Source organism: Cupriavidus sp. DB3 (genome assembly GCF_020418465.1).
Classification (GTDB): domain Bacteria; phylum Pseudomonadota; class Gammaproteobacteria; order Burkholderiales; family Burkholderiaceae; genus Cupriavidus; species Cupriavidus cauae.
This window is the reverse complement of sequence record NZ_JAIZPL010000003.1, coordinates 323,934-335,987: the sequence shown is the minus strand read 5'-3', so window position 1 is coordinate 335,987 and position 12,054 is coordinate 323,934. Positions and strand designations below refer to the sequence as shown.

General features: G+C 69.7%; 13 protein-coding genes. 12 read left to right on the top strand and 1 reads right to left on the bottom strand.

Features of this window, described 5'->3' with window-relative positions:
• Window positions 1-13 precede the first annotated feature (13 nt).
• From K7G19_RS11170 to purH, 10 genes are all read left to right on the top strand, one after another.
• Complete coding sequence (locus tag K7G19_RS11170; protein ID WP_149316785.1) at window positions 14-1,057, top strand: aminoglycoside phosphotransferase family protein; 1,044 nt, start codon at window positions 14-16, stop codon at window positions 1,055-1,057.
• Window positions 1,057-1,788, top strand: a complete 732-nt coding sequence (locus tag K7G19_RS11165) for an AzlC family ABC transporter permease (RefSeq protein WP_226107297.1) — start codon at window positions 1,057-1,059, stop codon at window positions 1,786-1,788. The genes K7G19_RS11170 and K7G19_RS11165 overlap by 1 nt, the downstream gene beginning before the upstream one ends.
• Entirely contained in the window at window positions 1,785-2,108 is a 324-nt protein-coding gene (locus tag K7G19_RS11160; RefSeq protein ID WP_149316783.1) for an AzlD domain-containing protein, read from the top strand. The genes K7G19_RS11165 and K7G19_RS11160 overlap by 4 nt, the downstream gene beginning before the upstream one ends.
• A complete protein-coding gene (locus K7G19_RS11155; protein ID WP_226107296.1) occupies window positions 2,105-2,881 on the top strand; it encodes a nucleotidyltransferase family protein in 777 nt (258 codons plus the stop codon). Before K7G19_RS11160 ends, K7G19_RS11155 begins: the two co-directional genes overlap by 4 nt.
• Window positions 2,882-3,102: 221 nt before the next feature.
• A complete protein-coding gene (locus tag K7G19_RS11150; RefSeq protein ID WP_226107294.1) occupies window positions 3,103-4,488 on the top strand; it encodes an aminopeptidase P N-terminal domain-containing protein in 1,386 nt (461 codons plus the stop codon).
• Complete coding sequence (locus tag K7G19_RS11145) at window positions 4,488-4,955, top strand: hypothetical protein (RefSeq protein ID WP_226107292.1); 468 nt, start codon at window positions 4,488-4,490, stop codon at window positions 4,953-4,955. Before K7G19_RS11150 ends, K7G19_RS11145 begins: the two co-directional genes overlap by 1 nt.
• Window positions 4,936-6,264, top strand: a complete 1,329-nt coding sequence (locus K7G19_RS11140; RefSeq protein ID WP_226107290.1) for a UbiH/UbiF/VisC/COQ6 family ubiquinone biosynthesis hydroxylase — start codon at window positions 4,936-4,938, stop codon at window positions 6,262-6,264. The genes K7G19_RS11145 and K7G19_RS11140 overlap by 20 nt, the downstream gene beginning before the upstream one ends.
• A gap of 259 nt (window positions 6,265-6,523) precedes the next feature.
• Window positions 6,524-7,582, top strand: a complete 1,059-nt coding sequence (gene dusB / locus K7G19_RS11135) for a tRNA dihydrouridine synthase DusB (RefSeq protein ID WP_226107288.1) — start codon at window positions 6,524-6,526, stop codon at window positions 7,580-7,582.
• Window positions 7,579-7,812: a Fis family transcriptional regulator gene (locus K7G19_RS11130; protein WP_006578759.1), complete on the top strand. Its 234-nt coding sequence runs from the start codon at window positions 7,579-7,581 to the stop codon at window positions 7,810-7,812. The genes dusB and K7G19_RS11130 overlap by 4 nt, the downstream gene beginning before the upstream one ends.
• A 16-nt stretch (window positions 7,813-7,828) precedes the next feature.
• Complete coding sequence (gene purH, locus K7G19_RS11125) at window positions 7,829-9,403, top strand: bifunctional phosphoribosylaminoimidazolecarboxamide formyltransferase/IMP cyclohydrolase (protein ID WP_226107286.1); 1,575 nt, start codon at window positions 7,829-7,831, stop codon at window positions 9,401-9,403.
• Window positions 9,404-9,551: 148 nt separating this feature from the next.
• On the opposite strand, the gene K7G19_RS11120 is transcribed toward purH, so the two are convergent.
• Window positions 9,552-9,833 carry a HigA family addiction module antitoxin gene (locus tag K7G19_RS11120; RefSeq protein ID WP_347880648.1) on the bottom strand — a complete coding sequence of 94 codons (282 nt, stop codon included), beginning with the start codon at window positions 9,831-9,833 and terminating at the stop codon, window positions 9,552-9,554.
• Window positions 9,834-9,982: 149 nt separating this feature from the next.
• Here K7G19_RS11120 and ruvC point away from each other — a divergent pair, with 149 nt between their 5' ends.
• Complete coding sequence (ruvC, locus tag K7G19_RS11115; protein WP_150083327.1) at window positions 9,983-10,528, top strand: crossover junction endodeoxyribonuclease RuvC; 546 nt, start codon at window positions 9,983-9,985, stop codon at window positions 10,526-10,528.
• 349 nt (window positions 10,529-10,877) lie between these two features.
• The gene (locus K7G19_RS11110; protein WP_370639536.1) at window positions 10,878-12,002 is read left to right on the top strand and encodes a glycerophosphodiester phosphodiesterase; all 1,125 of its coding nucleotides are present in this window, start codon (window positions 10,878-10,880) and stop codon (window positions 12,000-12,002) included.
• Window positions 12,003-12,054: the final 52 nt, after the last annotated feature.

Here is a 12,054-nt window from a genome sequence, read left to right as displayed (position 1 = left end):
GACCCTTTCCGGCATGGCAGCACTTCCCCTCGACCCGCGCCAGGACCAGCTCAAAGCGTGGGTGTCCGGACTCGCTCCGGATTGGTCCATCGATCCCGAATCCTGCGTACCGGCTTCGGCCGACGCCAGCTTCCGCCGCTACTTCCGGCTGCGCACCGACAATCCCGCGCATCCGACCGTGATCGCGATGGACGCCCCGCCCGCCCGTGAGGACTGCCGCCCCTTCATCCATGTCGCCGCGCTGTTCGGCGAGGCCGGCGTCACGGTGCCGACCGTGCTGGCGCAGGACCTGTCGCAGGGCTTCCTGCTGCTGGCGGACCTTGGCAACACCACCTATCTGTCGAAGCTGGACATCACCACCGCGCGCACGCTGTACGGCGACGCCGCCGCGGCGCTGGTCAGGATCCAGGCCGCGACCCGGCCGGGCGCGCTGCCCGCCTACGACCGCGAACTGCTGCAGCGCGAGCTGGACCTGTTCCCGCAGTGGTACGTGGCGCGCCATCTGGGCGTGGAACTCGATGCCGGCCAGCAGGCGGACCTGAGCGAGGTCATGCAAACCCTGCTCGCCAACAACCTGGCCCAGCCGCAGGTCTACGTGCACCGCGACTACCATTCGCGCAACCTGATGGTGCTCGACGGGGACGACAAGGGCGGCAACCCCGGCATCCTCGACTTCCAGGACGCGGTGATCGGCCCGATCACCTACGATGCGGTCTCGCTGTGGCGCGACGCCTATATCGAATGGGACGAGGAGCTGCAGCTGGACTGGCTGATCCGCTACTGGGAGCGCGCCCGCAAGGCCGGCCTGCCGGTGGCCGGCGACTTCGGCGAGTTCTATCGCGACTTCGAATGGATGGGTCTGCAGCGCCATCTGAAGGTGCTCGGCATCTTCGCGCGCCTCTACCATCGCGACGGCAAGGACGGCTACCTGGCCAACATGCCGCTGGTGCTGAAGTACGCTCGCGCGGTGGCGGGCCGCTACGGCGAGCTGCGCAAGCTGGTGCGGCTGTTCGATACGCTCGAAGGCGTCGAGCGCCCGGCGGGCTATACCTTCTGATGGACGCGGAAAGCGGCCCGACCCGGCGCGGTGAATGGTGGGCCGGCGTGCGCGCGCTGGCGCCGATGCTGCTGGGCGTGGTGCCGTTCGGCCTGATCTACGGCGTGCTGGCGGTCGGGGCCGGCATGCCCGCGTGGCTGGCCTGCGCGATGAGCGCGATCGTCTTCGGCGGCGCCTCGCAGATGATCCTGACGCAGTTGTGGGCGGCGGGCACGCCGGCGGCGATCGTCGCCACCACGGTCGCGATGGTCAATCTGCGCCACGCGCTCTACTCGGCCACCATCGCTCCCGCGCTGGCGCATCTGCCGCGCCGCTGGAAGGCGCTGATCGCCTATCTGCTGACCGACGAGGCCTTTGCCGCGATGACCCGGCGGCTCGGCGACGACCCGGTGCAACGGCGCTACCGGCACTGGTACTTCTTCGGCGCGGGCTTCGCGCTGTGGAGCAGCTGGCAACTGTCGACGCTGGCCGGCGTGCTGGTCGGCGCCCAGGTGCCGCGCCACTGGCCGCTGGACTTCTTCCTGCCGCTGACCTTCATCGCGATCATCGTGCCCGGCCTGAAGCACCGCTCGCACATCGCCGCGGCGGTAACCGCCAGCGTGCTGGCGGTGCTGTGCTTCGGCGTGCCGCACAAGCTCGGGCTGATGGCGGCGGCGCTGGGCGGCATCGCGGTCGGCATGCTGCTGCTGCCGCGCCAGAGCGGTCCCGCCGGCAAGGAGCGCGCCGCATGAGCCCGTGGATGCTGCTCGGCGTGATGGCGGCCGCGGGCCTGGCCACCTATCTGATCCGCCTGTCCTTTATCGCCGTCGAAGGCAAGGTCCGTCTGCCGGCGTGGTTCCGCACCGCGCTGCAGTTCGTGCCGGCGGCGATGCTGTCGGCGCTGATCGCGCCCGACCTGCTGATGCGCGATGGCCAGCTGGCCATCGGCCTCGACAATGCCCGCCTGATCGCCGGCGTGGTGGCCATCGTGATCGCCGCGCGCACGCGCAGCATCGGCTGGACCATCGCCGGCGGCATGGCCACCCTGCTCGTCCTGGAGACCCTGATTTGAAAGCGATGATCTTCGCCGCCGGACGCGGCGAGCGCATGCGCCCGCTGACCGATGGCTGCCCGAAGCCGCTGCTGCAGGTCGGAGGCAAGCCGCTGATCGTCTGGACCATCGAGGCGCTGGCCCGCGCCGGCCTGACCGAGATCGTGATCAACCACGCCTGGCTTGGCGAGCAGATCGAGGCGGCGCTCGGCGACGGCAGCCGCTTCGGCGTGCGGCTGGCCTATTCGGCGGAGGGCGAGGCGCTGGAAACCGCGGGCGGCATCGCGCAGGCGCTGCCGCTGCTGCGGGAAGGCACCGGTGGCGATGGCGAGATCGGCGATGGCGGTGCGGACGACGGCACCGGCCGCGATGGCAGGGGCGAGATCTTCGTCGCGGTATCGGGCGACATCTATTGCGACTACGACTTCCGCGCGCTGCTGCCGCGCGCCGCGGCGATGGCGGCCTCGCCCGAACCGCGCATGCATCTGGTGATGGTGCCCAATCCGCCGTTCCACCCCGAGGGCGATTTCGCGCTCGGCGCCGATGGCAAGCTGTCGCTGCCGGGCGAGGCGCCGCTGGCCGAGGGCGCTGCGCGCCTGACCTTCGGCAATATCGGCCTGTACGACACGCGCACCTTCGCCGGCATCGCGCCCGGGCAGAAGGTGCCGATGACGCCGTTCTACCGCACGGCCATTGCGGCGGGCCTGGCCACCGGCGAGCGCTTCGCGGGCCGCTGGGAGAACGTCGGCACGCCCGCGCAGCTGGCCGCGCTGGACGCCGCGCTGTCGCGCTAGGACGCGCCGCGCTCGCAACGGCTGTCATCGCCTGTCGTTGCCGCGCGGGCCCGGCTCGGCGGCCTGGCGCGCGGCCCTCGACGTCCCTGAGGCCCCCGCCCGCGCAGGAACGACGTGGAGGCATCGGCGAGACCTCCTCGCCGCGCACGTCAACCTCGGCAACGAGCGGCGTTAGAATCGGGCCATTGCCCACTGCCTGCCCGATGCGAGTCGGTCCCCTCATGTCCGCACCAGATTCCGCCCTTCTCCAGGCCTGTCGCGCGCGCCGCGCCCGCGTGCTCGACCACCTGCGCGCCGCCGGCGGCGGCGTGGCGATCCTGCCCACGGCCCCGGAAGCGATGCGCAACCGCGACAGCGACTTCCCGTACCGGCACGACAGCTACTTCTACTATCTGAGCGGCTTCACCGAGCCCGAGTCGGTGCTGGTGCTGATCGCCGCGCCGGCCGGCGGCAGCGACCGCAGCATCCTGTTCTGCCGCCCCAAGCACGAAGAGCGCGAGATCTGGGACGGCTTCCGCTACGGCCCCGAAGCAGCACGCGAGGTGTTCGGCTTCGACGAGGCCCACTCGATCGAGGAGATCGACGCCCAGCTGCCGCAGCTGCTCGCCAACCAGAATCTGATCGCGTATCCGCTGGCCGCTTCGACCCGCATCGACATGCAGGTGCGCCGCTGGCTCGACGCGGTGCGCACGCAGGGCCGCGCCGGCGTGGTGGCGCCGTCGAGCGCGCTCGACATCCGCACGCTGCTCGACGAGATGCGGCTGTTCAAGGACGCCGGCGAGCTCGACATCATGCGCCGCGCCGCGCAGATTTCGGCCCAGGCCCATGTGCGCGCGATGCAGGCCAGCCGCGCCGGCCTGCGCGAATACCATCTGGAAGCCGAGCTGCTGTACGAATTCCGCCGCAACGGCGCGCAGAGCGTGGCCTACAACTCGATCGTCGCCGCCGGCCCCAACGCCTGCGTGCTGCACTATCGCGCCGGCCCGGCCGAACTGCGCGACGGCGACCTGTGCCTGATCGACGCCGGCTGCGAACTGGACGGCTACGCGTCCGATATCACGCGGACCTTTCCCGTGTCGGGCCGCTTCTCGCCGGCGCAGCGCGAGCTCTACGATCTGGTGCTGGCCGCGCAGCAGGCCGCCATCGACCAGACGCGCGTCGGCGTGCCGTACAACGTGCCGCATGACGCGGCGGTGCGCGTGCTGGCGCAGGGCATGCTCGACACCGGCCTGCTGGACCGGAACAAGGAAGGCGCCGTCGACGACGTGATCGCCAGCGGCAGCTATCGGCGTTTCTATATGCACCGCACCGGCCACTGGCTCGGCATGGACGTGCACGACGTCGGCGAGTACCGCGTGCCCGGCCCGGCCCCCGCCGAAGGCGAACGCCCGTGGCGCCCGCTCGAGACCGGCATGGTGCTGACGATCGAGCCCGGCATCTACGTCCGCCCGGCCGAGGACGTACCGGAGCGCTACTGGCATATCGGCATCCGCATCGAGGATGACGCGGTGGTCACGGCCGACGGTCCCTGTGAATTGATGACCCGCGGCGTCCCGGTCGACGCCGACGAGATAGAGGCGCTGATGCGCGAACGGAGTGAGTTGTAATGGTCAGCTGGTTGAGAAAACTGTTCGGCGGTGCCGATGGCAACACGACGGCGTCGCGAACGCAGGCTGAGCCGGAACAGCCGTTCATCGTCAATCTGTTCGACGACCGCCTGGTGGTCCATCGTCCCGACGGCCAGCGCGAAGAGGTCGAATGGCAGGCGCTGGAGCGCGTGGTCGCGCGGGTCTCGCGGCGCGCGCCGTGGACCGGCAAGGCCTGGCTGATCCTGGTCGGCGAGGAACGCCCCGACGGCCGCCAGCAAGGCTGCGTGACGCCGCTCGACGCGGTCAACCACGAGGCGCTGCTGGCACGGCTGCGCGCAATGCCGGGCTTCGATCAGACCCTGCTCGACAACGCCCTGCGCGATGCGCGCAACGGCAGGACGCGCGAGGACGTGGTGTGCTGGCAGCGCGGCGGGCCGGAAAGCGCCGCTGCCGGAGGTGCCAACGATGAACCAGCCCAGCCCTGAACTGCACGGCGACGCCTGTGACATCGCCATCGTCGGCGGTGGCCCGGTGGGCCTCGCGCTGGCCTGCCGGCTGCTGCAGACCAGCCCCTGGCGTATCGCGCTGATCGATGCCGCCACGCCGGCGCGCGCCGCCCGCGATCCGCGCGCGATCGCGCTGTCGCACGGCAGCCGCGATCTGCTGGCGCAGCTCGATGCGTGGCCCGTGGCGGCCACGCCGATCGAGCACATCCATGTGTCGCAGCGCGGCCGCTTCGGCCACGTCAAGCTGCATCACGACGACTACGGCATTCCGGCGCTCGGCTATGTGGTCCGCTACGGCGACCTGTGCGCGGCGCTCGAGCACGCACTTGGACGTGCCGGCGGCCAGCAGCGGCTGGTGCGCGCGTTCGACACGCGCATCGATGCCATCGACCAGAGCGACCGGACCGACCGGATGGACGGAGGCTTTCCGCCCGAAGCCAGGCACGGCCCCGCGGGCGCCGCGGCCGATGCCGTCGCCGCGGGTTCGCCGGACACCGCGCCGGTGCAGTTGCGCGGCGCCGGTCCCGACGGCCAGCCGGTGCGCCTGGGCGCGAGCCTGGCGGTGCAGGCCGAGGGCGGCCTGTTCCATCAGCAGGTCGCGCGCACGGCCGCGGCCGGCGCCACGGGAACGCGCCGCCGCGACTATGGGCAGACCGCGATCGTTTCGCATGTCGCCTGCAGCCATCCGCTGCCCGGCTGGGCCTGGGAACGCTTCACCGAGCAGGGGCCGCTGGCGCTGCTGCCGCACGATCTGGACGACGACCCGCATGGCGACGGCGGCTCGGGCTACGCGCTGGTCTGGTGCTGCTCGCCCGAGGAGGCGGCGCGGCGTCTCGCGCTGGACGACGCCCGCTTCCTGACCGAGCTCGGCGAGGTCTTCGGTCCGCGCATGGGACGCTTCACGCGGGTCGGCAAGCGCCACGCCTTCCCGCTGGGCCTCAATGCCGCGCAGCTGACCGTCAAGGGCCGGCTGGTGGCGATCGGCAACGCGGCGCAGACCCTGCATCCGGTCGCCGGCCAGGGGCTGAACCTGGGGCTGCGCGATGCCTTCGCGCTGGCCGACGAGCTGCGCACCGCCTGCACGCCGCAGGCGCTGGCCGCCTTCGGCGCGCGCCACCGGCTCGATCGCGCGGTGACCATCGGCGTCACCGACCTTCTGCCGCGCGTGTTCGGCATTCCCTATCCGCTGGCCGCGCACGCGCGCGGCGCCTCGCTGGCCGCGCTGGCCTGCCTGTCGCCGCTGAAGCACGCGCTGGCGCACCAGATGATCTACGGCATGCGCCGCTGATCCCGCTGGCGCAACGAGTCGTCGGGAGTTCGGACCCGGCTCCCGGCCGCTCCGGTCCCATGTCGCGCCGCAGCACATCGGCCCTGCTTATTTCTTGGGCAGCCGGCCGGTTTAGCGGTAAAATCCCGCCCTCGCACATGCCCCCCGCTTTACCGCCGACGCTGCCTCGGCCGGGCATGCCTTTCGCCATTCGATCCGTGACACCGCCCATTGGCGCCCGGTCACGGCCAGCCTTTCTGGACGTCGCCGGACCCTAGCCGTGCAAATCGGACCTCACCAACTTCGCAACAACCTGTTCGTCGCGCCGATGGCCGGCGTCACGGACCGCCCCTTCCGCCAGCTGTGCAAGAAGCTCGGCGCGGGCTATGCGGTCTCGGAGATGGTGGCGTCGAACGCGCAGCTGTGGAAGAGCGAAAAGACCATGCGCCGCGCCAACCACGACGGCGAGGTCGAGCCGATCGCGGTGCAGATCGCCGGCGCCGAGCCCGGCATGATGGCGGAGGCGGCGCGCTACAACGTCGACCGCGGCGCGCAGATCATCGATATCAATATGGGTTGCCCGGCCAAGAAGGTCTGCAATGTCGCGGCCGGCTCGGCGCTGCTGCAGAACGAGCCGCTGGTCGTGCGCATCGTCGAGGCGGTGGTCGGCGCGGTGGGCGACCGCGTGCCCGTCACGCTGAAGATCCGCACCGGCTGGGACCGGCAGAACCGCAACGCGGTGCGCGTCGCGCGCATGGCCGAAGCGGCCGGCATCAGCATGCTGACCGTGCATGGCCGCACCCGCGCGGACCTGTACCACGGCGAGGCCGAGTACGAGACGATTGCCGCGGTCAAGGATGCGATCCGCATCCCGGTGGTCGCCAACGGCGACATCACCACGCCGCAGAAGGCGCGCCACGTGCTGGCAGTTACCGGCGCCGACGCGATCATGATCGGCCGTGCCGCGCAGGGACGCCCGTGGCTGTTCCGCGAGATCGCGCATTTCCTCGCCACCGGCGAGCTGCTGCCGGCGCCGGAAGTGGCCGAGATCCGCGCCATCATGAACGCGCATCTGCAGGACCACTACGCCTTCTATGGCGAATTCACCGGCGTGCGTACCGCGCGCAAGCATATTGCCTGGTACACGCGCGGGCTCAAGGGTGCCAACCTGTTCCGGCACCGGATGAACACACTGGAAAGCACCGAGGCGCAGCTGGCCGCCGTCAACGCTTTCTTCGACGAGCAGGCCGCGCTGTCCGACCGGCTGGTGTATGTCGACGAAGGCGAAGCACAGACCGGCGCATCGAACAACAACAACAGGGAGTTGCTTGCCGCATGAGCCGCAATGTTATCGACCAATGCATCCGGGACAGCCTGAGCGCCTATTTCCGCGATCTGGACGGCGAGCAGCCGTCGAACATGTACAACATGGTGCTGGAGGCGGTGGAACGGCCGCTGCTGGAGACGGTGATGGCGCGTGCCGACCGCAACCAGTCGCTGGCCGCGGCCTATCTCGGCATCAATCGCAATACGCTGCGCAAGAAGCTGCAGCAGCACGGTTTACTTTGAAGCGTCCTCCATCACCATGATCAAGCAAGCCCTTCTCTCCGTTTCCGACAAGACCGGCATCGTCGACTTCGCGCGCGAACTGCATGCGCTCGGCGTGACGCTGCTGTCCACCGGCGGCACCGCCAAACTGCTCGCCGACGCCGGCCTGCCGGTCACGGAAGTGGCCGACTACACCGGCTTCCCCGAGATGCTCGACGGCCGAGTCAAGACGCTGCACCCGAAGGTGCACGGCGGCATCCTGGCGCGCCGCGACCTGCCGGAACACATGGCCGCGCTGGCCGCGCACGACATCCCGACCATCGACCTGCTGGTGGTCAACCTGTACCCGTTCCAGCAGACCGTCGCCAAGGACGACTGCACGCTGCCCGACGCGATCGAGAACATCGACATCGGCGGCCCGACCATGCTGCGCTCGGCGGCGAAGAACCATCGCGACGTGACGGTGATCGTCGATCCGGCCGACTACGCGCCGGTGCTCGACGAAATGCGCGCCAACGGCAACCAGGTCGGCTACGACACCAACTTCCGGCTGGCCACCAAGGTGTTCGCGCATACCGCGCAATACGATGGCGCCATCACCAACTACCTGACCAGCCTCGGCCCGGACAAGTCGCACCAGGCCCGCAGCGCCTATCCGCAGACGCTGAACCTGGCGTTCGAGAAGGTGCAGGAGATGCGCTACGGCGAGAACCCGCACCAGTCGGCGGCGTTCTACCGCGACCTGAAGGCCGTCGACGGCGCGCTGGCCAACTACGTGCAGCTGCAGGGCAAGGAGCTGTCGTACAACAACATCGCCGACGCCGATGCGGCGTGGGAATGCGTCAAGTCCTTCGGGCCCGGCGATGGCGCGGCCTGCGTCATCATCAAGCACGCCAACCCGTGCGGCGTGGCGATCGGCGCCAATGCGCTGGAGGCCTACGAGAAGGCGTTCAAGACCGATTCGACCTCGGCCTTCGGCGGCATCATCGCCTTCAACGTCGAGCTCGACGGCGCGGCCGCGCAGGCGGTCGCCAAGCAGTTCGTCGAGGTGCTGATCGCGCCGTCGTTCAGCGCGCAAGCACGCGAGGTGTTCGCCGCCAAGCAGAACGTGCGCCTGCTGGAAATTCCGCTCGGCAAGGGCGTCAACCAGTATGACCTGAAGCGCGTCGGCGGCGGCCTGCTGCTGCAAAGCCCGGACGCCAAGAACGTGCAGCCGTCCGAGCTGCGCGTCGTCACCAAGCGCCATCCGACGCCGAAGGAAATGAGCGATCTGCTGTTCGCGTGGCGCGTCGCCAAGTTCGTCAAGTCCAACGCCATCGTGTTCTGCGGCGGCGGCATGACGCTCGGCGTGGGCGCCGGCCAGATGAGCCGCGTGGACTCGGCCCGCATCGCCAGCATCAAGGCGCAGAACGCCGGCCTGACGCTGGCCGGCTCGGCGGTGGCCTCCGACGCGTTCTTCCCGTTCCGCGACGGCCTGGACGTGGTGGTCGACGCGGGCGCGACCTGCGTGATCCAGCCGGGCGGCTCGATGCGCGACGACGAAGTGATCGCCGCCGCGGACGAACGCAATATCGCGATGGTGCTGACCGGCACCCGGCATTTCCGGCATTGAGTCCGGACCAAGGGGACCGAGCGGCAACGCGCCGCTCGCAGCCGGGCGAGCAGATCGAATGAGCGGTACGAACGCGCAGTTCGACGAGCACCGGCTGTCCTCTCCCCTGCCCCTCTCCCGCTAGCGGGAGAGGGAACCTTGACGACCCTCAAGCCGCGCGCGCCAACCTTTGAATGCGCTTGCGCGGCTTTCGTGAGGCAGTCCAAAGATCATAGGCGGACTGCAAACCGATCCACATCTCGCTGCTGGTGCCCAGCGCGTCTTCCAGCCGCAGGGCGATATCGGGCGTGATCGCGGCGTGTCCGTTGACGATGCGCGATAGCGTCGCCCGCGTGACGCCGATATGTCGCGCGAAATCGGTCAGCGTCATGGCATCCAGGTCGCGCAGCCATTCGGCGAGCACCGTACCCGGATGCGGTGGGTTGTGCATCCTCGTCATGATTCGATCCCCTCGATAGCCTAGTGATAGTCCTGGTATCCACCCTCTGAGAGCTTTGGCTTTACGCCCGGCGATTTGCGGGATTCGACGACCGTAACGAACGCGCTTACACTAGCGGCCAACCTAGACTCATTGATCCAATGCGCATCCTCGGCATCGACCCCGGCCTTCGTACCACCGGCTTCGGCGTGGTCGAAAAGCACGGCCACAAGCTCGCCTACATCGCCTCGGGCACCATCAAGAGCGATGGCAACGGCAGCCTGCCCGAGCGTCTGAAGACGCTGTATGACGGCATTGCCGAGGTCACGCGAACCTATGCGCCCGATTGCGCGGCGATCGAGAAGGTGTTCGTCAACGTCAATCCGCAATCGACGCTGCTGCTCGGGCAGGCCCGTGGCGCGGCGATCTGCGGGCTGGTGGGCTATGGCCTGCCGGTGTTCGAATACACCGCGCTGCAGTTGAAGGTCGCCGTGGTGGGCTATGGCCGCGCGAACAAGGCGCAGGTGCAGGAGATGGTGGCGCGGCTGCTGGCCCTGCCCGGCCATCCCAGCTCCGATGCGGCCGACGCGCTCGGCGTGGCGATCTGCCATGCCAATGGCGGCGATACGCTTGCCACGCTGAGCGGCCTGGCGCCCGAACTCGCGCGCAAGGGCGTGCGGGTGCGGCGCGGCAGACTGGTCGGCTAGCGCCGGCTCTTTCGGTTCTCGGGCTCTCGGGCTCTCGGGCTCTCGGGCTCTCGGGCTCTCCGGCTCTCCGACTCTCCGGCTCTCCGGCTCTCCGGCTCTCCGGCTCTCCAGCTCTCCAGCTCTCCGGCTCTCCAGCTCTCCAGCTCTCCGGCTCTCCAGCTCTCCAGCTCTCCAGCTCCCCGGCTCTCGGGCTCTCGCGGCTCTCCAGCCCCCGCGGCGCTGACGGCGTCCCAGGCGACGCCCGCCTCACTTACAATCGGCCTCATCCAGCGCTCGAGGAGGCCGCATGTCCCGTCCCAGCTTGATCCCCCGTTTTGCCTTGCAGCCCGCCGCGCGGCTCCACGCCGCGATGTCGGCCGCGATACTGGCCGCCCTGCTCGCGGGCTGCGCCACCCAACCCGTGCCGCCCGCCGCGCCTGCCGCCGAACCGCCGCAAGCCCAACCGGCACCGCCGAAGCCCAAGCCGCTGGTGATCGGCCATCGCGGCGCCAGCGCGCTGCGGCCCGAACACACGCTGGCCGCGTACACCAAGGCGATCGAGGACGGCGCCGACCTGATCGAACCCGATCTGGTCGTCACCCGCGACGGCGTGCTGGTGGCCCGGCACGAAAACGAGATCGGGGGCACCACCAACGTCTCCACGCTGCCGCAGTTCGCCGACCGCAAGCGCATCAAGGTGATCGACGGCGAGCGGCTGGAAGGCTGGTTCACCGAGGACTTCACGCTGGCCGAGCTGAAGACGCTGCGGGCGCGCGAGCGCATTCCGAAGCTGCGCCCGGCCAATACGCAATACGACGACAAGTTCGAGATCCCGACGCTCGCCGAGATCATCGAACTGGCCGCCAATGCCTCGCGCCGCAGCGGCAGGACCATCGGCCTCTATATCGAGACCAAGCATTCGAGCTACTTCCGCGGCATCGGCCTGCCGATCGAAGAGAAGCTGGTCGACGCGCTGCGCGCCAACGCCCACACGCGCCGCGCGCCGGTCTATCTGCAATCGTTCGAGACCGCCAATCTGCGCGCGCTGCGGCAGCGCATCGGCAAGTCGATGCCGAACGTCAAGCTGGTACAGCTGATCGGCAATGCCACGAAGGCGCCGGCCGACTGGCGCCTGGCCGGCGATACGCGCCGCTACGCGGACATGGTCACGCCGCTGGGACTGCGCGAGGTGGCCACCTATGCCGACGGCATCGGCCCCGAGCGCACGCACGTGCTGCCGCGCGACAGCGCCGGCGCGCTCGGCACGCCGACCGCGCTGGTACGCGACGCGCATGCAGCCGGCCTGGTCGTGCATCCCTACACGCTGCGGCCCGAGAACGCCTTCCTGCCCAAGAGCCTGCGCGGCCCGGGCGGGGACGCGGCGCGGCATCCGGCCGGCATGATCCGCGAGGCGCGGGCGCTGATCGACGCCGGCGTGGACGGCTTCTTCACCGACGATCCGGCGCTCGGCCGCCGCGCGGTGGATGTGCCGTAGAACCGGCGTAGAAGCGCCGTAGAAGCGCCGTAGAAGCGCCGTAGAAGCGGAG